Genomic DNA, 20,146 nt, shown 5'->3' with positions numbered 1-20,146 from the left:
GTCGACAACAGACTGCGCGCGGCGCTGCTGTCGAAGCGGCGCTAGAGCAATTCCAGGAAAGTGCGCAGCGGTTAGGCTCGGCAATTCGCCGTAGCCTTCCGCCCGAAATCGCGCAAACAAAGAACCGGCACCATCCGATCACGCCGATGTGCCAGCGTGATCCTTGACATTTTTAACTGAGGTACAATCTTCGCAGAACGGGGGAATTCTCTTAGTCGGCTCTGCCGAAGCGCGTGTATCTGCATGCCCAGTTTGAAAAGCCATCTCGTTTCGTTCGTTCTCAGGCACAGCCGCAAGAAGGCGTTTTCCAGTCCCGAGAACCTGCAGCGCTGGATCGCCTACGCCCGCAAGACCGAGGACTATCATCCGCCGGCCTTGCTCAGGGCACGGCTGGACATCACCGAGACCGAGATCGACGGCTTTCCCGTCTATGAGATCGCGCCGAAGGAGGGCGAAAGCCGGCGCATCCTCTACATGCATGGCGGCGCCTACGTCTTTCAGATCACCTCCTACCATTGGGGGCTGATCGCCGAAATGGCCGAGCGTCTCGGCTTCGGCATCACCGTGCCGGTCTACCCCATCGCGCCGGAGCACAATTTCCATGACATGTTCGGCATGGTCGGCAACGTCTACCGGCGCATGCTCGAAGAGACTGAGGCGCAAGACATCGTCTTCATGGGCGATTCCGCCGGCGGCAACATGGCCGTTGTGCTGACCATGATGGCCGCCGAGGAGGGGCTGCCGGCACCGTCGCGCCATGTGCTGATCTCGCCCGGTCTCGACGTTTCGCTTGCAAATCCCGAAGTCTTCGAGGCCGAGCGGCTGGATCCGTGGCTGGGTATTGCGGGTGGGCTGGAAGCGGTGCGGCTGTACAGCGCCGGTTTCGACCGCACCGACTGGCACATCAGCCCGCTCTACGGCAACCTGTCCGTGCTGCCCAAGACGCTGCTGCTGACCGGTTCACGCGACATGCTGACGCCAGATAATCTGATCTTCGCCGAACGCGCGCGTGCTGCCGGTGTCGAGGTCGACCTGGTCTACGAGGAAGGCATGTTCCACGTCTGGCCGCTGATCGAGATGCCCGAGGCGCGCCGCGCTCGCGATTCCATCGTCGATTTCCTCAGCGTTCCGGCGCCAGCCCGAGCCCGCGCTCGACGCAGGACGAAAGTAGCTTTCGCAGCCCGCTCCGCGCCCGCGGCCGAATAGTTCAGAACTTGCCGGTTTCCCGGAACACTTCGAACGTCGCCCGGATATGGTCGGCCACGGCCTTCACCGGCGCGCTCGCATCAGGCGCCACCACCATGGCAAGATTGTAGGTGCCGATCTCGGGCATGCCGTCCTTGGTGCCCAGCGAGACCATGTCGTCGCCGAGGAAGGACTTCGGCAGCGGCGCCACCGCGAGGTCGGCCATGATCGCGGCGCGCTGGCCGGCCGTGTGTGCGCTCATATAGGCGATGCGGTAGTTGCGGCCCTCGCGCCCGAGCGCTTCGAGCGCTCCCGCCCGCCAGGCGCAGCCTTCTTCCCACAGCGACACCGGCAGCGGCTCGCGCAGATGCGCGCAGCCGCCCTTGGCGCCGGCCCACACGATCGGCTCGGTCAAAAGCACCTCCGCGCCGATCGCGCTGGTCTTGTAGGAATTGGTGAGCAGCGTGATGTCGAGCGCGCGGTCGTCCATGCGCCGCCGCAGATTGATGCTCTGGTCGATGGTGACGTCGACGGCAATCGAGGGATGCGACTGGGCAAAACGCTTCAGCACATGCGGCAGCACGCGCTCGCCATAGTCGTCCGGGGAACCGAGCCGCACCACGCCGACAATGTCGGGAATGATGAACTTCGACACCACCTCGCGGTTGATCGACAACAGCCGGCGCGCATAGCCGAGCAGCATCTCGCCATCCGTGGTCAGCGTCACCGAACGCGCGTCGCGCGCGAAGACGGAACGGCCGAGGATGTCCTCGAGCTTCTTGATCTGCATGGAGACGGCCGACGGCGTGCGGAACACCGCATTGGCGGCGGTGGTGAAGCTGCCGGTCTCGGCAATCGCCACGAAGGTGCGCAGCACATCGAGATCAAGCAGCGGCAAGGGATGATTGAGCGGGGCGTTCATGGCAGCTTGCCTTCAATTTTTCTGATGCAATCCATCATTCCATTTCGTTTGATTGAACATCACTCCAGGCGCATAGTCAACTCGATCGATACAGGATGCTGCCAAAAGCAGCCATGAAACGACCCTGACACAGTCCTGCAATCGACGTGAAATGAAGCTGAAACAGACCTGACTTAACGCAGTGACGGGCGCCTCCCTGCCCGCATAGAGGAGAAAGAAATGTCTATCCTGTCGTCCATCGGTCGGCTTGCGACCGAATTCAGCGCGGCCCGCGCCCGCTACCAGACCGAACGCGCGATCCATGCCCTGCCGATCGAACTGCAGAAGGATATCGGCTGGCCGGAAGCCGCCGATGCCAAGACCGGCTTGCGCCTCGGTGTTGGAAGCTGGGCCGGAGCGAAGTAATCAAGTGTGTATGGAGTTCTGAAGGCCTGCCGGATCAGCTCGGCAGGCCTTCGTTTGTTTAGAGTCTTTTTATTTGCATTCAAATGACTTTTCCAGCCATGCGGCCGATGCATGACGCATATGAATAAGTCGCATAGCGGGTTAATTTTCGAATTAAGCCGCTGTAAATTATCGGAAATTTTGAGCACACCGCCTAAAAAAGCCGCAAATGATGTCGCTTTTCATAACAAGCGCTTCGCTTTTGCGATTTAGTTTTTGCTGAAGCGAGCCTATATCCACGCCAGCAAACGAGCTGCCCCACTCCATCAAGCGAAGGCGACCCGTCTGAGCAACCGAATGGAGATGATGATGAAGCTTTTTGCCCGCCTGTTCACCCGCCGCGAAATGAACCTGACGACCGCTCTCGAGCGTCAGCGTCTCGCCAAGACCATGCCCGGCCAGACCGGCGCCATGAATGCTGCCCGTCTCGGCTTCGTCGCCTGAGGCAATCGGCATCCAAAGCTGAATTCAACGCCGCCCGGTTGAACCGAGGCGGCGTTTTCAATGCGTTGACGTTGCATTGCCCGGGCGATGGAGCTTTATGCCCAGCTGAATTGCCCATTTGCGACCCATGTCGCAAAATTAATCTTCACTTAGCCGCCTACCCGATTGACAGGAATGATTTTTCCTGTTGTCGCTATGCTGTTCGCGACATCCTGTTCGCGTCATGGCTGCGTGAGGTTTCCCGTGAATGCCGTAAAGCATCCGATCAAGAGATCGTTTGTATTCTTCCTCATTCCCGATTTCACCATGATCGCCTTTGCGACGGCGCTCGATCCGCTGCGCTCGGCCAACCGGATGCTCGGCTACGAAGCCTATCGTTGGCGGCTGGCCAGCATAGACGGCAAACCGGTGCGCGCCTCGAACGGCGTCGAATGCGCCGTCAACACCTCGCTCGAGGAAGAGCGCAAGAAGATGGCCGGGCCGGATCGACCGAACATGGCGATCGTCTGCAGCGGCATCAATGTCGAGCGCTACCACAACAAATCGGCCTTCGCCTGGCTGCGCGAGGAGTATAATCGCGGCGTCGCCGTCGGCGGCCTGTGCACCGGCGCGCATATCCTGGCCGCCGCCGGCCTCTTGTCCAACAAGCGTTGCGCCATCCATTGGGAAAACCTGCCGGGCTTTTCCGAGGCATTCCCGAAGGCCAATGTCTTTGCCGACCTCTTCGAGGTCGACCAGAACGTCTATACCTGCGCCGGCGGCACCGCCGCGCTCGACATGATGCTGAAGCTGATCGGCGACGATTTCGACGAAAGCCTCGTCAACCGCGTCTGCGAGCAGGTGTTGACCGACCGAGTGCGCAGCCCGACCGATCGCCAGCGCTTGCCGCTGCGCGCCCGCCTGGGCGTTCAGAACTCGAAGGTGCTCACCATCATCGAGCTGATGGAAGCCAACCTAGCCGAACCGCTGTCGCTGATCGAGATCGCCGACCATGTCGATCTGTCCCGCCGGCAGATCGAGCGCCTGTTCCGCACCGAGATGGGCCGCTCGCCTGCCCGCTACTATCTGGAGATCCGGCTCGACCGCGCCAGGCACCTGCTCATCCAGTCGTCGCTGCCGGTGGTCGAAGTGGCGGTGGCCTGCGGCTTCGTCTCCGCCTCGCATTTCTCCAAATGCTACCGCGAGCTCTACGCGCGCTCGCCGCAGCAGGAGCGCGTCGACCGCAAGCAGTTGCTGGCGGCTTAAGCAGGCAGAGGCGCAGTCGTCTAGGCGGACTGCCCCTGCGCGGTCCGCATTGCCTCGATGCGGATGTCTTCGGTAAGCTGCGCCTTGAGCGCGGAAAATTCCGGGCTGGTCTTCAGCGTGTAATGGCGCGGATGCGGCAGGTCGACCGGCACGTCCGACTTGATGCGGCCGGGACGGGCGCTCATCACGATCACCCGCGACGCCATGAAGATCGCCTCCTCGATGTCGTGGGTGACGAACAGCACCGTCTTCTTGCGCCGCTCCCAGATGCCGAGCAGCAGTTCCTGCATCAGTCCGCGCGTCTGGTTGTCCAGCGCGCCGAACGGCTCGTCGAGCAGCAGGATTTCGGGGTCGTTGGCCAAGGCGCGCGCGATCGCCGTGCGCTGCTGCATGCCGCCCGACAGCTGCTTCGGCCAATGGTTCTCGAAGCCCCTCAGCCCAACGAGATCGAGATAGGAAGCGACGATCTCGTTGCGCTCGCGCTCGGGCCTGCCTTGCACGCGCAGGCCGAAACCGATGTTCTCGGCGGCCGTCAGCCAGGGAAACAGCGTGTAGGACTGGAACACCATGCCGCGGTCCGGTCCCGGCCTGGTGACCGCCTTGCCGTCGAGCAGCACGCGGCCGGTGCTCGGCGCTTCCAGTCCGGCGACGATCCTCAGCAGCGTCGACTTCCCGCAGCCGGATGGCCCGAGGATGGTGATGAAATCATTCGCCGAGACGGACAGCTCAACCGGCTGCAGCGCCTGCACCGGCTGGCCGCCCTCGACCCCGGCAAAGGTCCGCGAAACGCCCTCGATCAGAAGCTTGCTCATGCCAGGCTCCACGGATAGAGCCAGCGGTTGAGCGCCTTAAAGGCGAAGTCGGACAGAAGCCCGATCAGCCCGATGACGATGATGCCGAAGATGATCTGTCCCGTCGCCAGCCGCGACTGGCTGTTGATGATCATGTAACCGATACCTGACGACGAGCCGATCAGCTCGGCGACGATGACATAGGTCCAGGCCCAGCCCAGCACCAGCCGCAGCGTTTCGGCGATCTCCGGCGCGTTGGCCGGCATGATGACGCGCTTGACGATGCCATTGTCGGTCGCCCCCAGCGTGTAGGCAGCTTCGACAAGGTCCCGCCTCGTGCCGCCGACCTTGACCGCGATGATCAGGATGATCTGGAACACCGAGCCGACGAAGATAACCAGGAGCTTTTCGAGTTCCCCGATGCCGGCCCATAGGATGAGCAGCGGAATGAAGGCCGACGCCGGCAGGTAGCGCGCAAAGGACACGAACGGTTCGAGGAAGGCTTCGACCGGCTTCCAGGCGCCCATGGCGATGCCGATCGGCACGGCCACGATCGACGCCAGCACGAAGCCGCCGAAGACGCGCCAGATAGTGATCAGGATATCGAGCCAGAACCGGTCTTCGACGAGCAACCGCCAGCCATCCTTCAGCATCGACAGCGGATCGGCAAGAAAGATCCGGTTCACATGGCCGCCGAGCGTGATCCACGCCCAGAACGCCACGAACAGGACGAAGAAGGCGACGCCGAGCACGGTTCGCGTGCCCGGCGCAACGGGATGCAAGGGGCGCAGCATCAGGAAAAGTCCTTGAGAGGAGGGATCGGCGGCGTCACGCCGCCGATCGGGCGATACGCGATCAGTCGGCGATCGCGCTGGTGTCTGCAAGCGTCGACACATCCGGCGCTTCCTTGATCAGCCCCATCTGCAGCAGCAGCTCTGCCGCGGTCTTGGAAAAGTCCTGAAAATCCTTGGTGAAGAACTGCTTGTTCTCGGCCTTGTCGGCCCATTTCAGGTACTTGGCCGACTCCTCGAACTCCTTGGCTGACTGCTTCACGTCGGCGCCCATAATCTCGTAGGATTTCTGCGGATCCTTCTTGATCATGTCGAGCGCGTCGAAATAGCTGTCGGCGAGCGCCTTGGCGGCATCGGGATTGGCCTTGAGGAAGTCCGGCGTGCAGCCGACCGTATCCATCACCATCGGATAATCGAGCGTGGTCGCCAGGATGTGGCCCTGGTCGGCCTTGTCGCGCACGGCTGAGATGAAGGGCTCGTAGGTGACGGCGGCATCGTTCTGGCCGGCGAGGAAGGCTTGCGCCGCCGCGTCCGGCTCCAGGTTGACGACTGTCACGTCCTTGGTCGACATGCCGTTCTTGTTGAGCACCCAGGCGAGCAGGAAATAGGGCGAGGTTCCAGGCGCGGACGAGGCGACGTTCTTGCCCTTGAGATCGGCGACGGTCTTTATGTCGTTGCGCACGACGATGCCGTCGGCGCCATAGGATTTGTCGAGCTGGAAGATCTGCTTGGTGGCGACGCCGCTGGCGTTCCACACCATCCAGGTCTCGACCGTGGTCGCCGCGCATTGCAGGTCGCCGCTGGCGATGGCCAGCGGACGGCTCGCCTGCGGCACTTTCTTGAGCGTGACGTCGAGCCCGTGCTTTTCGAAAAGCCCGGCCTGCTTGGCCAATGTCAGCGGCGCGAAGCCGGTCCAGCCGCTGATGCCGATGGTGATCGACGTCGCCGCCATCGCCGGCGCGCTGAGCACGGCGGCCGCCGTCAGCGCCGCCGCGAAAATGGTGGTTCTTACCATTGTGGTTCCCCTTTTTGCGGTGAGCGCGAATTGTCTCACAGACCCCAAAAGGCTTGTCAATGAAGCGGAAGCCGCACTCGACGATGGTCCAATCCGACGCCCGCCGGCGGACTTTGAGGGGCTTCTCGATTGCTCACGGCGTGCCCCAGCCGCGGTTGCGCCACATCTTCTCGCCCGCCAAGCAATCCGCGGCCGGCCCGTTGTCGGCGAGCACGACCGGCGGATGCGCGGCCTCTTGCGCCGCCCATTGCAGCGAAACGGGACCGGCAAGCTCGAGCACCAGCTTGCGGCGGATCGCTTCGGGAAACTGCGTCCAGTCGTTGACCGGGATCATGAAGGCGCCCGGTCCGCCGATGACGCAGTCGCTGTAATAGCGGTCGAGATTCTCAACGTCGAAGGCGCCGCTGAAACCGCCGCGCGTCATCAACGGCAGCCCGTTGATGGTGATGCCTTGCTTGACCACCTCGTCGCGCGTGAGGTCGACCGGCGCGCCCTGATTGTTGGGCCCGTCGCCAGAGATATCGATGACGCGCTTGGTTCCCTGGAATCCGCTCTCGGCGAACAGGTCGCTGCCGAAGCTCAGCGCGCCGGAGATCGAGGTCCGCCGAGCGCTGTCGGGCGGACGGGCATCGAGTTGCGCCACCACCTTCTCGGCATCGGCGCGGTTGGCGATCACCGTCCACGGCACGATGACGCGCTGCCAGGTCGTGCCTGCCCACTCGACATAGGTTACCGCGATCTTGCCGTAGGCGCCGTCGGCGATGGCCTTCAGCACATTGTCATGCGTCAGCGCCGCGGCATAACCATGACGCTGGATCTCAAGCTCGGCCGGCGACATCGAGAGCGAAACATCGACCGCCAGCACCAGCTCGACATCGACGGGCTCGGCGGGAGAAGCTGCCGGTGTCAGCCAGAGCGCCAGCGCCAGCGCGGCACTGCCTGAAAAAATATGCCTTGCACGGGCATAAGCAGACATGGAGCAAGGTTAGGCGAAAATCGCCGCGCGCAAAAGCCGGGAATCCGGGCATCGGATTCCGCCGCCGCGGGACCGCTCAAAAATACCGCGCGAGATTCGAACGGATGCGTTCCAGGACGCTGTCACCGGAAAGGTCGGGCACGAATTTCGCGCCCGTGATCGCTTCATAGGCCTGGATATAGACCGCCGAGGCCTGGTTGACGATCTCGTCGGGAATTTTGGGGATCGGATCCGTGTAGGGATCGCAGCGCGCCGACACCCACGACCGGATGAAATCCTTGTCGAAACTCTGCGGCCGCCCGCCGCTTTCGAACGCCTCATCGTAGCTCGCCGCGATCCAGTAGCGGCTGCTGTCGGGCGTGTGGATTTCGTCCGCCAGCACGATGGCGCCGTCCGGAGCGGTGCCGAATTCATATTTGGTGTCGGCCAGGATCAGGCCGCGTTCGGCGGCGCGCTGCTGGCCGCGGGCGAACAGCTGCTGCGCATAACGCGATACGGTGTCCCACTGCGCCTGCGTGAGCAGCCCCTGTTCGATGATCTCGGCTTCCGACAGCGGCTCGTCATGGCCGCCGCTGGCGGCCTTGCTGGTCGGGGTGATGATTGCTTGCGGCAGCTTTTCATTGTCGCGCAGCCCATCGGGAAAGGTGTGACCGTAGAAGCTCCGTTCGCCCTTCCTGTATTTGGTCAGGATCGAGGTGCTGGTGGTCCCCGCCAGATAGCCGCGCACCACGATCTCGACCGGCAGCATGTCGAGCCGCCTGCCAACCACGACATTGGGATCGGGATATTCCAGCACGTGATTGGGACAGATGTCGGCTGTTTCCTCGAACCAGTAGCGCGCCGTCTGGGTGAGGACCTGCCCCTTGAATGGGATCGAGGCCAGGATCGTGTCGAACGCGCTTAGACGATCGGTGGCGATGATGATGCGGCGCCCGTCCGGCAGATCGTAATTTTCGCGCACCTTGCCATTGTAACGATTGGGCAGTTCGGGAATGAAGGCGTCGGATAGGATGCGCATGGGGCGTGTTGCTTTCGCGGGCTGCTGATGGGCCACATAAGCCGCTGACCCCCGGCACATCAAGCCAAGCTTGAAGGCCTTCCGAGGAAGGCCAAGCTTTTCCGACCAGTTGCCGCTATTGCGCCGGTTGTCAGCTCCGCGGCTTGAGGTTCTCCGGGTCGTAGAGCGGCTTGTAGCCGACACCGGCCACCTCGACCGGATAGGTCTCGCCGAAATATTCCACGTTGAGCTTGCGGCCTTCCTGACAATAGTCCCAGGGCAGATAGGCGAGCGCGATGTTCTTGCCGATGGTCGGGCCGTAGGCGACCGAAGTGGTGAAGGAGCGGCGGCCGAGCTCGTCGACCAGTGTCTCGCCGGTCGCGGGATCCAGCACCGGCATGGTGCCGACCGGATATCGCGCGACACCCTTGGCGTCCTTGTTGTCGGTCATTACCAGCGTGCACAGCATCGCCGGCTGATGCTCGCGGGCGCGATATTCCAGGTGCTTGGCCTTGCCGCAGAAGTCGTTCTCCTTGACCTTCGGACGGGCGAGGTCGGCCTCGAGCAGATTGTACTCGGTGAGCAGATCGGCGTTCTGCAGCCGCAGGCTCTTTTCCATGCGGCGCGTGTTGGCATAGGTCTCGACACCGAACGGCATGACGCCGGTGGAGCGCAGCGCGTCCCAGACGGCCAGGCCGTCCTCGTAGCGCATATGCAATTCCCAGCCCTGCTCGCCGACATAGGAGATGCGGAAGGCGGTGACGTCCTTGCCGCCGATGCGGATCGGCTTGATTGCCGCGAACGGGAAATTCTCCGGCGTCAGCCCGTTCGGATCCTCGACCACCTTCTGCAGGGTCGTGCGCGCATTCGGTCCCCAGATGCCGATGGTGACGTATTTCTCCGTCACGTCGGTGACGGTGACGTCGAAGCCTTTGTCCTGCGCGGTGCGCTGCATGTAGCGGAAGTCGCGCGGGCCGGCGTCGGCGCCGTCGATCAGCCGGCACCGATCGGCCATGCGGATGACGGTAAAGTCGGCGCGCACCATGCCTTCCTCGTCGAGGAAGTGGGTGTAGATGCCCTTGCCGATATTGTTGTCGCCGCCGATCTTGGCCGCGCACAGCCATTCCAGCAGCGCGACATGGTCGGGTCCCTCGATGTCATACATCGAAAAATGCGACAGGTTGACGATGCCGCAATCCTCGCTCATCGCCAGGTGCTCGGCGTTGGAGACGCGCCAGAAGTGGCGGTTGTCCCACTCGTTCTCGCGCACCGGCACGCGGTTGCCGTACTTCTCCAGCAGATGCTCGTTGGCCGCGTAGCCATGGGCGCGCTCCCAGCCGCCCAACTCCATGAAATAGCCGCCAAGCTCCTTCTCGCGCTCATAGAACGGCGAGCGGCGGACATTGCGGCCCTTGGAGAAGGGCTCGCGCGGATGCACCGCCGGATTGTAGACCTTCATCGCCGTCTCGGTGCAGCGATCCCAGATGAACTGTTCCTGCATCTGGTGCGGATAGAAGCGCGAATAGTCGATCGCGTGATGGTCGATCGAGGTACGGCCGTCGGTCATCCAGTCAGCGATCAGCTTGCCCATGCCCGGGCCGTCCTTGACCCAAATGGCGACGGCATACCACAGCCCCCTCACCTTCTGGCTTTCGCCCATCGACGGGCCGCCATCGGTGGTAACCTGCAGCAGGCCGTTGAAGGAATGGCCTTCGTTATATCCGAGCTCACCGAGGATCGGCGTCAGCTCCATGGCGCGCTCCAGCGGCGCCATGATCTGCTCCATGTCGAGGTCGCGCTGCGACGGCGACAGCCGCGCCTGGTCTTTTTCAAGGAGATCGCGCGGGTGGCACAGACGCGGATTGGTCTCCTCATAATAGCCCCATTCGATCTGCCCGCCCTCGGCGGTCTTCGGGTCGCCGGTGTCGCGCATATAGGCCGAGTTGCCCTGGTCGCGCAGCAGCGGCCAGCCGATCTCCTTGCCGGTGCCGGCAAACTCGTTGTAGGGGCCAAAGAACGTCAGTGGATGATCGATCGGCATGACCGGCAGGTCCTCGCCGACCAGCGCCGCGGTGAGCCGGCCCCAGATGCCGGTACAGACCACGACATAATCGGCCTCGATCGTGCCGCGCTCGGTCACCACGCCCTTGATACGGCCGTTCTCGACGATCAGTTCCTTGGCCGAGGTGTTCGCGAAAGCCTGGAGCTTGCCGGCCGCGACACCTTGGTCGACCAGCTTGCCGGCAACCGTCTGCGAGCGCGGGATGACGAGGCCAGCATCCGGATCCCACAGGCCGCCTTGCACCAGATGCTCCTCGATCAGCGGGAATTTTTGCTTGATCTCGGCCGGCTCGATCAGCCGCGCGCGGGTGCCGAAGGATTTTGCCGAGGCGATCTTGCGCTTGATCTCGCCCATGCGGGCGTCGTCGCCGACACGCGCCACTTCGAGGCCGCCGACGCGGGCGTAGTGGCCCATCTTCTCGTAGAAATCGATCGAGTAGAGCGTCGTCCAGCAAGACAGGAAGTCGTGGCTGGTCGTGTAGCAGAAGTCCGAGGCGTGCGCCGTCGAGCCGATATCGGTCGGGATGCCCGACTTGTCGATGCCGACGATATCTTCCCAACCGCGCTCGATCAGGTGGTGGGCGACGGACGCGCCGACAATACCACCCAGACCGACGATGACGACCTTCGCCTTTTTCGGAAACTCTGCCATTGCCCGCGACTCCGGAATGATGGACGGGCGCGTTTGCGCGCCTTTCGAATGGCGCACAATATGCAGAGGTCGCGGATTGAGCTACCGCCTGTTTGCGACACGCCGCAGGTACGGCGCGACCCCTCGCGCTGAGATGAATTGGCTAGGCGAAGGCCCAGATGTCCTCGGCCTGGAAGCCGACCTGGTAGCCGGCGGTCTTGAGCTTTACCACGACCTGGCCAATCTCGGCCGCAGGCAGCGCGCCGACCTCGATCTTGATCATGCCCGGACGATAGCGGCCAAGGTCAAGCTGTTCGAACACCATCCAGTCGGCGCCTTCGCAGTCGACCAGGAAAACGTCTATGTGGGTGATGCCGTTGCGGTCGAGCAGCGTCTGCAAGGTCTCCGACGACACTTCGATATCCTTCAGATGCGGCGCGAACTTGTTGAAGTTGGCGTCGGTCTCGCCCCAGGCGTTCTTGCCCGACATCAGATTGGTGTCGGTGACCGACGAGCAGCCGATGAACTCGATCGGCAGCGTGCCGGCTTCAAGCGCCGCGGCATCGAATGTATGGACCGTGATTGTGCCCTTGGTCCTAGTCACCGCCACCGGCTCTATGACGAAGCGGCTGGCATCCGGATAGTTGGCGCGAAGCCGCTTCTGATTGTAGGGGATCGGCTCGACCAGCATGGCGCGCGCCCCCGCAATGCGATGCAGCCAGGGCGTCACGTCGTCGAACAGCGCGCCGTCGCAGGCGCCGACATTGACCATCTGGAACGGCCGGCCCTTGCCGCCGAACCGTGCCTTAAGCGCCGCCTTGGCGAGGAATTTCGTGCCGTGCAGAGAGGGGCCGCGATCGAGCAGGCCGGCCGGAAGGCCGAGCGACAGAAGAACGCGCGCGAGACTGGAAAGCGAGTTCATGACTTGTCTCCGGTAATGACCTGCAGCGCGGCGCGGTGCCTGCCCTGGCTTGCCGATGCCCACAGTGCCGTCAGCGGCGCGGCAAGCAGCAGGAAGGGCGGCAGAAGATTGGGGAAGTAGATGCGGCTGTCGTGGATCGGGAAGACGGTGAACTTCGCCAGCACGCCCAGCACAAGCGCCGCCAGCAGGATGCCGGCGCGGCGGTCGAGCCGGAAGCCGGCGCGGCTCAGGCCGTACCAGCCCGCTAGTGCCAGAACCGACACGCCGACCCAGCTGTTGACGTTGATGGCGCGCACCACCGAGGCGGCGAAGGCCTTGAGATAGGCGGTCACCGAAAACGGCGGCTCGAACCCGTCCATGTTGTAATGCTGCTCGATGCTGGAGAACCAAAGATGTGGCCACCAGCCGGGATGCTGGGCCCAGTGCGAAATGGCGAAATAGGCGACGAAAGAGGCCGCGAAGCCTGCCAGCGCGCCCCATGCCTTCTCACGGAAAGCGACGAGCAGCGCCGCGAAAATGGCGAGGAAGACGATGTTGTCCGGCCTGGCCATGAATGCGAGGAAGAGCAGGACCGCCGTCGCCGCCTCGCGCTTGCGCACATAGGCGAAGACACCGCCAAGAAACAGCGCCGAGCACAGAAGGTCCGGCGTCGAGGCCCGCGCCGCATCGCCGAAATCGGCCATGATCAGCAAAGCGCCGACGACAGGCGCCAGCGCCAGCGCGCCTACCGCGCGCAGCCAGGCGAGCGTGATGGCGCCGAACAGAAGCACCGAGAATACTTGCACCAGCCGCATCGCCTCGACCGGCGAGACGACATGGCTGAGGCCAGAAAGAATTTCGGCATAGAGGAACTTGATCCGGTACATGCCGAGCAGCGAATGGAAATCGGCGGCGTTCTGCGCCATATGGCTGCGGAAGCCGCCGCCGTCGCCCGTCAGCGTCTTGTAATCGCCGGCCGACATGCCGGCCTTGACCGTGCCGTAGGCATAGTCATGCAGCGCCTGGGGATCGGGATAGGCGCTTTCCTCGGCGATCGCGAGATAGGGCAGCATGTCCCAGTTGGCGTCGGGCATGAACCAGGCGGTCGCGGCGGTCAGCAGGATATAAAGCGAGAAGGCGACCGCCCCGATCGACGCGGCCCATTTCGCGTAAGCCCCCTCGCCCCATGCCAGGCCGGCGCCGGTCAGTCGTTCCAGCGGATTGGTCGGAGCGGACGGCCTGGTCAGCATTCTCGCGGCCTCTATTTACCGACCTGGCTTTTCACGAAGTCCTTCACGATCGCCACGATGCCGCGCGACAACAGGCTGTCGAAGGCGTCGACGAAGCGGTCGACATGCTCGGGTTGGCAGATCAGCGGCGGCTCGAGCCGGATGACGTTGCGGTTGTATTCGGTGAAGGCGACGAGCACGTCGTAGTCGCGCAACAGCAGCGAGCCGACGAAGCCCGACAGCGAGCCCTTCAGCTTGTCGTCGAGCACGCTTACCAGCGGGCGCAGCACCATCGGCAAGGTCTGCGAGAAATCATGGAACTCGAGCCCGATCATGAAGCCCTTGCCGCGCACGTCCTTGATGATCTTCGGATACTTCTCCTTCAGCGCCTGCAGCCGCTGCAGAAGGTAGTCGCCGGTCGAGGCGGCGTTGTCGATCAGCCCTTCGTCATAGAGCACGTTGATGCCCTCGATCGCGGTGACGCAGGCCTCGCCCATGCCGCCGAAAGTCGCCATGGCGTGGATCATCGCCGTCTTCGGCGTGCCATAGGCCTTCATGTAGACGTCGCGCCTGGCGATCATCGCCCCGACCGCCGCCTTGCCGGCGCCCAGCGATTTCGCCAGCGCCGTCACGTCGGGCACCACGCCGTAATGCTCGAAAGCATAGAAGCGGCCCGAGCGGCCATAGCCGCACTGCACTTCGTCGGCGACCCACAGCACGCCATAGCGGTCGCAAAGCGCGCGCAGCTTCTGCCAGTATTCCGTGGGCGCCTGGATGATGCCGCCGCCGCCCTGGATGGTTTCCAGCACGATGACGCCGATCTCCGGATCGCTCTTGAACAGCCGCTCGACCGCGTCGATGTCGGCGAAAGGAACGCGCACGACATTGTCTGCGACCTTGAAATCGGCGCGGTAGAGCTGGCCGTCGGTGATCGCCAGCACGCCCTTGGTCTTGCCGTGGAAGGAATTCTCCGCATAGACAATCTTCGGCCGCTTCGGACCTGCGGCGCGCTCGGCAAGCTTCACCGCCGCTTCCATGGCTTCCGAGCCGGACGAGCCCAGAAACACCATGTCGAGGTCGCCGGGCGAGCATTTGGCGATGTTGTGCGCGAGGGCCGCCGCATATTGCGACATGAAGGCGATGGCGATCTCCTGGCGCTTCTCCTCCTGGAATGTCTTGCGGGCTTCCAGGATGCGCGGATGGTTGTGGCCAAAGGCCAGCGAACCGAAGCCGCCGAAGAAGTCGAGGATCTTGCGGCCATTCTGGTCGATATAGAACATGCCCTCGGCGTGCTCGATCTTGACCTTGTGAAAGCCGAGCAGCTTCATGAAATGCAGCTGTCCAGGGTTGAGATGAGCCTTGAACAGGTCGGTGATGCGGGCGACGTCCATCGCCTTGGCCTGCTCGACGCTGATCAGATCGGGCTTGGCGATTGCTGTGGGCGAAAGCGCCGGCGCGTCGACCAGCGTGCGTGTTCCGGTATGTTCCGGCTTGGCCATGACGGTCATCTGAAAAATCTCCCCCTCGCGCTCTATTCGGCGGGAACCTGTCTGGTGGCGACGGCGTGGCCGTCCATCTTGGCGCGATATTCGTTGTAGGCGGCGATCAGCATGTCCTCGTCGCGATATTGCGGCACCCAGCCAAGCTGACGCTCGGCCTTGGAAACATCGAGCACGCATTCCTCGTCCGCGATCAGATACTGTTCCGGATCCATGATCGGCATGTTCAACCAGTCGAGCAGGTCGAGCGTGCGCTTGACCGCCCAGCCGGGCGTCGGCAGCAGGATCGACTTGGAGCCGGCATGGCGGATCAGATCGCCGAGCAGTTTTTTGACCGGCGGCGGATTGAGCGAGCCGAGATTGTAAGCCTCGTTCGGCACGCCGGCTTTCCAGGCCGCGCGGGCGGCTTCGGCGCAGTCGAATACCGAGATGAACTGGTAAGGGTTCCTGCCCGAGCCGATCATCGGCACCGGAAAATTCCAGTCGATCAGCTTGAACAGCTTTTCCAGGATGCCGAGACGGCCGGGCCCGATGATCAGGCGCGGCCTGAACAGCGAGATCGACATGCCGCGCTTGCGCCATTCAGCGGCGAGCTCCTCGGTCTTGAGCTTCGACAGCCCGTACTCGCCGAGCGGCGCGACCGGATGGTCCTCGGTCATCGGCAGCACGACCGTGTGGCCGTAGATCATGTCGGTCGTGTAGTGGACCAGCTTCGAAGCGCCGGCCTTGTCCATCGCCTGGATAATATTCTCGGTGCCGTGGAAATTCACCGGGAAGAAGAAATCGTGCCGCTTGGCGCGCACCTGGATCGGCGACAGCATCTTCGCCGACAGGTTGTAGACCATGTCGTCGGTCCTGAGGCCGACCGCCGCGACTGAGACCGGATCGGTGACGTCACAGGTGACGAAACGCATGGAGCGGTAATGCGGCAGGTCGCTCTTGACGATATCGGCGACGACGACGGTCTCGCCATCGGCGGCGAGCTTGGGGGCAAGGTGGCGGCCGACGAAGCCGTCGCCGCCGAAAATCACATGTCTCATCGAACGATCTCGCTTATGCCGATCTTGTCGGGATTGATGGATGCTGTCTGGTCCTCATGCCCGCGCCTACCCATTTCCCGGCCACTTTGCGCGATCAGCACCGTGCCGACGCAGATGCAGGCGATGCCGGCGATGCGCCAGCCATTGAGGTCCTCGCGGCAGACGAAATAGGCGAAAATCGCCACGGCGACATAAGCGAGGCTGAGGAACGGATAGGCGAAGCTGAGCTCGACCTTGGACAGCACGTAGAGATGCGATGCCATCGAGATGACGAAGGTGCACAGGCCGAGGAACACCCAGGGGCTGAACACGATCTGCAAGAGCTTGACGAGCGGATTGACGCCCTCGAAGGAGACCGGCCCCATCGACATCATGCCCTGCTTCAGCATCAGCTGCGCTGCGGCATTGGTCATGACCGTGAAGAGAATGAAGATTATGTATTTCATTGTTGCCACCCCGCCTCTTGGGCGGCCCTATTACAAACCCACAAAGATTTCGTGAAGCTTCGACGATGCTTTGAGTGAATCACGGTATAACCTTTCATTTACCATGATTTATCTGACCTTTATCTATTCTGCGGCTTCAAAAACACCTTTCGTTGCATCCAGTCTTTTTGCCGTCCGTATCCAGAAGCTCGACAGAAAAGCAGGGTCGCGAAGCGCCTCCAGCTGCTGCCATTGCGGGAACGACGCGGCGAATGTCTCAGGTCCCATGCGGGCGTCCTTGTAGGGGTTCACCGCGCCGCCCGCCTCGATTGCGATGCGGTCGAGTCCGGCGAGCAGCCGCAACGTTCTTTCACCCCGGTTGGGGAAATCGAGCGTAAGCGTGTAGCCGGGCCGCGGGAACGACAGCAGCGCCGGCGAGCGGACATCGCCGAAGCGCTTGAGCACGGTCAGGAACGATCCCTGCCCTGCCCGCTGTGCCGCGTCGAGCAGCACAGGCACGATGCGGCGCGCATTCGCCTCCGGCACCACGCTTTGGTGCTGGAAAAGCCCGCGCGGCCCGTAGAGCCGGTTCCAGTCGCGGACCCCGTCGAGCGGAAAGAAAAAGCCTTGATAGCCTGCTTGGTGCGGAGCCTGGGACCTGCCCTTCTTCCAGCGGTAGGCCGCGTTGAAGACGGTGAGGAAGGGCCGATTGAGGATATTGAATGGTGGCTGCACCGGCACGGAAAACCGGCTGCCGGCGCGCGCCGCCGCGTGCGAGCCGTGTTCGGCATGGTTGCCCGTGAACAACAGCCCGCGACCGTGCCCATGTCCGCTGGCAAGCTGGTCGATCCAGGCGACGGCATATTCGTTGGCCTGGTCGGCAGCCTCGGCAAGATCGAAGAATTCGCCAAGATCGCGAAACCGCGTCGCCCTTTCCACTATGTCGAGCGAGGGCACCCGCATCAGCTTGATCGATGCCGACAGGATAAGCCCGGTCAGCCCCATGCCGCCGATCGTCGCCCCGAATAGTCGGATATTGTCGGTCTGCGAGCAGCGATAGGTCCGGCCGTCGGACCGAAGCAGCGTCAAAGCCTCGACATGGCAGCCGAAGGTGCCGCGCCGATGATGGTTCTTGCCGTGGACGTCGTTGGCGATCGCGCCGCCCAGCGTCACGAACTGGGTACCTGGAACCACGGCCGGAAAGAAGCCGTAGGGCGCGGCATGAGCGATGATATCGCAAAGCAGCGTGCCGGCATCGGCCTCGAGCACGCCGGTCTCGGCGTTGAAGGAACGGATGCGGTTGAGCGGCCGCATGTCGACCACCATGCCGGCATCGTTCTGGCAACTGTCGCCGTAGGAGCGGCCATTGCCGTATCCGAGCAGCGACCCGGTCTTCGCCTCGCCGCGCTTAAGCAGGGCGATCGCCTCGTCCGCCGGGATCGCCTTGCGCGCCGGCGGCGTCGCCAGTCCGAAGCTGCCGAAGCGCTCGTGCCTCATCACCAGCCTCCGGCGACGAGGAAGACCGCCCCGATGGCGACGACGATCTGGCTGCGCCAATCGCGGATGATGAAGACGACCGGGTCGTCATGCATCTCGTCGCGCCGGGCGAGGATCCAGACACGCATCGTCAGGTAAAGCACGATCGGCGCCAGCGGCCATATCAGCCAGGGATGCGGATAGAGTTCGCGCACCGCCGGGCTGTCCATATAGAGCGCCAGGACCAGCGCCGAGGAAAAAGCGGACGCCATGCCGGCCTGCGCGACGATCTCCTGGTCCTCGGTGCGATAGCCGCGGCCGGCGATGCGCTCGCCGGGCGGGATGGCCGTGGTGCGCAACTCGACGAAGCGCTTCACCAGCGCCAGCGAGAGGAAGAAGAAGATCGAGAAGGCAAGCAGCCAGAAAGAGACGTCGACGCCGGTGGCGGCCGCGCCCGCCAGTACGCGGATCGTGTAGAGGCCCGCAAGCGTCAGCACATCGATCAGAAGCATGCGCTTGAACGACAGCGAATAGGCGGTGGTGACGGCCAAATAGCCGGCAAGCACGCCAAGGAATTCGATCGGAAGGAAGAGGCCCGCGGCGATGCCGATCGCAAGCAGCGTAGCGATCGCGCCGAGACCGAATGGGATCGACAATGCGCCGCTGGCGAAAGGCCGGTTGCGCTTGGTCGGATGCTTGCGGTCGAGCGCGAGGTCGAAGAAATCGTTGAGGATATAGATGGCGGACGCCGCGGCGCTGAAGGAGGCGAACGCCAGCAGGCATTCCCAGATCATGTTCGGGTTGAAATATTCGTGCGACAGCACCATCGGCACAGCGATCAGCGCGTTCTTCAGCCACTGATGCATGCGCAGCATCTTGATGTAGATCCTCAGCGCCGGCTTCGGCGCGGGTATGGCCTCGGCTTGATGCGCCGCCTGCCAGCGCCGGGCGCTGCGGTCGGGCGCCACCACGAGCGCGTTGCGCGCTGCATCGAACACTTTGAGGTCGTGCCGGCTGTTGCCGGCATAGTCGAAGCCTGCATCGCCATAGGCGGCGACAAGTGCCGCGCCTTTCCTGCCGGAGGTCATGTTGTGCGGACCGTCGGTCGCCAGCACATGATCGAAAATGCCGAGATGCGCCGCGATCGCCTCCGCGAATTTGCGCGGCGTTCCCGTCGCCAGCACGATCTTGCGGCCCTCCCGATGCTCGGCGCGCAGCCGGTCAAGCAGATCCTGGCGGTAAGGCAGCGAGGCCGGGTCAATGTCGATGCGGCCGGCGATTTCCTGCTTCAGCCGGGCCGGCCCGCCGATCAGCCAGAGTGGCAGGAGAAAGACATAGAGCGGGTTCTTCTTGAGCAGGATGAACAGGCCTTCCCACAGAAGGTCCGTTGCGATCAGCATACCGTCGAGATCGACCGCAAGCGGAATTGCGTTCCTGTCCGACCTCGCGTCCATTGCCCTGCCCCGATCGAGCGCGGATCCCAAAACTCCGATCACGGAAAGATCACGCGCCAACTCAACCCACGCCGTATGCCGGCGTCCTCGGGTCGGATATAGCGGGTCATGACGCAGCGAACGTTAAAACGTCCGGTTGCAGAGCATTGTCCTACCGGTTTTTCGCCATCGTCGTTAAGTGTCGGCTACCGGAAACGATAAAAGGCCGGACATCGGTCCGGCCTTTGCCAATCCTGCGGCGCCACTCTCTGTGGCGAGAGTTACTTGATGCGGGCCGCGCCGCCCGAGATTTCGACCGTTTCCGAGCCGGTCAGGGCTTCGAGGTCACCATTGGGCAGAGTGACGAAGCAGCCGCTCGAGCAGAACTCCACCGTCTCGCCGGCGGCAAGCGTCAGCTCGCTCTTGGCGCCGCCTTCGGTCACGACCAGGGTCCGCGTCTGAGCGTCCCTGTTGATCGCGCTGGCGGCGAAAGCCGAACCGCCCAGGGCCAGGAAAGCGATGGCGGCAACGACAGACTTCCACATTGCATTTCCGGTGTTTGCACACCGCCTCTGTTCAAATTTGCAAGGCATTCTCGCCCTTTGCATCGAAGCTTATATGAGATGTTACCTGAACCGCAA

General features: G+C 63.1%; 19 protein-coding genes. 4 read left to right on the top strand and 15 right to left on the bottom strand.

Annotated elements, in window-relative coordinates; all coding sequences use genetic code 11:
• The first annotated feature begins 243 nt into the window (after positions 1-243).
• Positions 244-1,206 carry an alpha/beta hydrolase gene (locus tag LB523_RS03585; protein WP_224600954.1) on the top strand — a complete coding sequence of 321 codons (963 nt, stop codon included), beginning with the start codon at positions 244-246 and terminating at the stop codon, positions 1,204-1,206.
• Between the two features lies 1 nt (position 1,207).
• Here the strand turns inward: LB523_RS03585 and LB523_RS03580 are convergent, their stop codons facing one another.
• Positions 1,208-2,107 carry a LysR substrate-binding domain-containing protein gene (locus tag LB523_RS03580; RefSeq protein ID WP_224600953.1) on the bottom strand — a complete coding sequence of 300 codons (900 nt, stop codon included), beginning with the start codon at positions 2,105-2,107 and terminating at the stop codon, positions 1,208-1,210.
• Positions 2,108-2,326: 219 nt separating this feature from the next.
• Here LB523_RS03580 and LB523_RS03575 point away from each other — a divergent pair, with 219 nt between their 5' ends.
• From LB523_RS03575 to LB523_RS03570, 3 genes are all read left to right on the top strand, one after another.
• Positions 2,327-2,512, top strand: a complete 186-nt coding sequence (locus LB523_RS03575; RefSeq protein ID WP_095764923.1) for a hypothetical protein — start codon at positions 2,327-2,329, stop codon at positions 2,510-2,512.
• Between the two features lie 348 nt (positions 2,513-2,860).
• Positions 2,861-2,995, top strand: a complete 135-nt coding sequence (locus LB523_RS29235; RefSeq protein ID WP_140749884.1) for a hypothetical protein — start codon at positions 2,861-2,863, stop codon at positions 2,993-2,995.
• A gap of 306 nt (positions 2,996-3,301) precedes the next feature.
• The gene (locus tag LB523_RS03570; protein ID WP_263482302.1) at positions 3,302-4,240 is read left to right on the top strand and encodes a GlxA family transcriptional regulator; all 939 of its coding nucleotides are present in this window, start codon (positions 3,302-3,304) and stop codon (positions 4,238-4,240) included.
• 20 nt (positions 4,241-4,260) lie between these two features.
• On the opposite strand, the gene LB523_RS03565 is transcribed toward LB523_RS03570, so the two are convergent.
• The 14 genes from LB523_RS03565 to LB523_RS03500 form a co-directional block, all read right to left on the bottom strand.
• The gene (locus LB523_RS03565; RefSeq protein WP_224600952.1) at positions 4,261-5,052 is read right to left on the bottom strand and encodes an ABC transporter ATP-binding protein; all 792 of its coding nucleotides are present in this window, start codon (positions 5,050-5,052) and stop codon (positions 4,261-4,263) included.
• Positions 5,049-5,825, bottom strand: a complete 777-nt coding sequence (locus LB523_RS03560) for an ABC transporter permease (protein WP_176476899.1) — start codon at positions 5,823-5,825, stop codon at positions 5,049-5,051. Before LB523_RS03560 ends, LB523_RS03565 begins: the two co-directional genes overlap by 4 nt.
• Positions 5,826-5,886: 61 nt before the next feature.
• On the bottom strand, positions 5,887-6,837 hold the full coding sequence (locus LB523_RS03555; protein WP_224600951.1) for an ABC transporter substrate-binding protein: 951 nt from the start codon (positions 6,835-6,837) through the stop codon (positions 5,887-5,889).
• A gap of 133 nt (positions 6,838-6,970) precedes the next feature.
• The gene (locus LB523_RS03550) at positions 6,971-7,813 is read right to left on the bottom strand and encodes a DUF1194 domain-containing protein (protein WP_224600950.1); all 843 of its coding nucleotides are present in this window, start codon (positions 7,811-7,813) and stop codon (positions 6,971-6,973) included.
• Positions 7,814-7,889: 76 nt separating this feature from the next.
• Positions 7,890-8,831 (bottom strand): phosphoribosylaminoimidazolesuccinocarboxamide synthase, encoded by a 942-nt coding sequence (locus LB523_RS03545; protein WP_095764920.1) that lies wholly within the window; start codon positions 8,829-8,831, stop codon positions 7,890-7,892.
• A 130-nt stretch (positions 8,832-8,961) separates the two neighbouring features.
• A complete protein-coding gene (locus tag LB523_RS03540; protein ID WP_224600949.1) occupies positions 8,962-11,523 on the bottom strand; it encodes an FAD-dependent oxidoreductase in 2,562 nt (853 codons plus the stop codon).
• Between the two features lie 142 nt (positions 11,524-11,665).
• Positions 11,666-12,424, bottom strand: a complete 759-nt coding sequence (locus LB523_RS03535; protein WP_224600948.1) for an FkbM family methyltransferase — start codon at positions 12,422-12,424, stop codon at positions 11,666-11,668.
• The gene (locus tag LB523_RS03530) at positions 12,421-13,653 is read right to left on the bottom strand and encodes a hypothetical protein (RefSeq protein WP_224600947.1); all 1,233 of its coding nucleotides are present in this window, start codon (positions 13,651-13,653) and stop codon (positions 12,421-12,423) included. Before LB523_RS03530 ends, LB523_RS03535 begins: the two co-directional genes overlap by 4 nt.
• 11 nt (positions 13,654-13,664) lie before the next feature.
• On the bottom strand, positions 13,665-15,140 hold the full coding sequence (locus tag LB523_RS03525; RefSeq protein ID WP_224600946.1) for an aspartate aminotransferase family protein: 1,476 nt from the start codon (positions 15,138-15,140) through the stop codon (positions 13,665-13,667).
• A gap of 23 nt (positions 15,141-15,163) precedes the next feature.
• Complete coding sequence (locus LB523_RS03520; RefSeq protein WP_224545499.1) at positions 15,164-16,171, bottom strand: NAD-dependent epimerase/dehydratase family protein; 1,008 nt, start codon at positions 16,169-16,171, stop codon at positions 15,164-15,166.
• The gene (locus LB523_RS03515) at positions 16,168-16,617 is read right to left on the bottom strand and encodes an EamA family transporter (protein ID WP_224600945.1); all 450 of its coding nucleotides are present in this window, start codon (positions 16,615-16,617) and stop codon (positions 16,168-16,170) included. Before LB523_RS03515 ends, LB523_RS03520 begins: the two co-directional genes overlap by 4 nt.
• A gap of 123 nt (positions 16,618-16,740) precedes the next feature.
• A complete protein-coding gene (locus tag LB523_RS03510) occupies positions 16,741-18,093 on the bottom strand; it encodes an FAD-dependent oxidoreductase (RefSeq protein ID WP_224600944.1) in 1,353 nt (450 codons plus the stop codon).
• Positions 18,093-19,526, bottom strand: a complete 1,434-nt coding sequence (locus LB523_RS03505; RefSeq protein ID WP_224600943.1) for a UbiA family prenyltransferase — start codon at positions 19,524-19,526, stop codon at positions 18,093-18,095. Before LB523_RS03505 ends, LB523_RS03510 begins: the two co-directional genes overlap by 1 nt.
• Positions 19,527-19,786: 260 nt before the next feature.
• Positions 19,787-20,050, bottom strand: coding sequence for a hypothetical protein (locus tag LB523_RS03500; RefSeq protein WP_224600942.1), 264 nt, complete (start codon positions 20,048-20,050; stop codon positions 19,787-19,789).
• Positions 20,051-20,146: the final 96 nt, after the last annotated feature.

Origin of the sequence: Mesorhizobium sp. ESP-6-4, from assembly GCF_020164735.1 — a bacterium.
Classification (GTDB): Bacteria; Pseudomonadota; Alphaproteobacteria; order Rhizobiales; family Rhizobiaceae; genus Mesorhizobium.
The sequence above is the reverse complement of the archived record's forward strand: the minus strand, read 5'-3'. Positions and strand labels throughout refer to the sequence as shown.